The organism is Glutamicibacter sp. Je.9.36, from assembly GCF_051129975.1.
Taxonomy (GTDB): domain Bacteria; phylum Actinomycetota; class Actinomycetes; order Actinomycetales; family Micrococcaceae; genus Glutamicibacter.
Map to the genome: position 1 here is coordinate 1 of NZ_JBCPSN010000018.1, position 267 is coordinate 267.

At 48.3% G+C, this 267-nt stretch carries 1 protein-coding gene; it reads right to left on the reverse strand.

Translation table 11 applies throughout. The features are described 5' to 3' along the window. A partial coding sequence (locus AAZQ98_RS17650) for a hypothetical protein (protein ID WP_434694144.1) occupies positions 1–251 on the reverse strand: 251 nt, incomplete at its 3' end. Between the last annotated feature and the right edge of the window lie 16 nt (positions 252–267).

A 267-nucleotide genomic window follows, 5' to 3' on the forward strand; every position in this document is an offset into this window, starting at 1 on the left:
ATCTCGCGCCGCTGATCCGGACAGCCTGAAAGGGCGAAACGGAAACGGCGGGGTGAACAAGACTGAAACGTCGAGTTGACAACGGTCAACTTGGTGGTAAGCTTGTAAAGTTGCTCCGGAGCGAAGCGGCCATCGAAGTTTTGATGGTTGTGGTGTCGAGAGTGTTTGTTGTTTGAGAACTCAATAGTGTGCCAAGTTTGTTGATACCGAATATTTTTATTTGGTGAATACATAACATTTGCTTGAGGCATTGCACCCCCGTGCAGT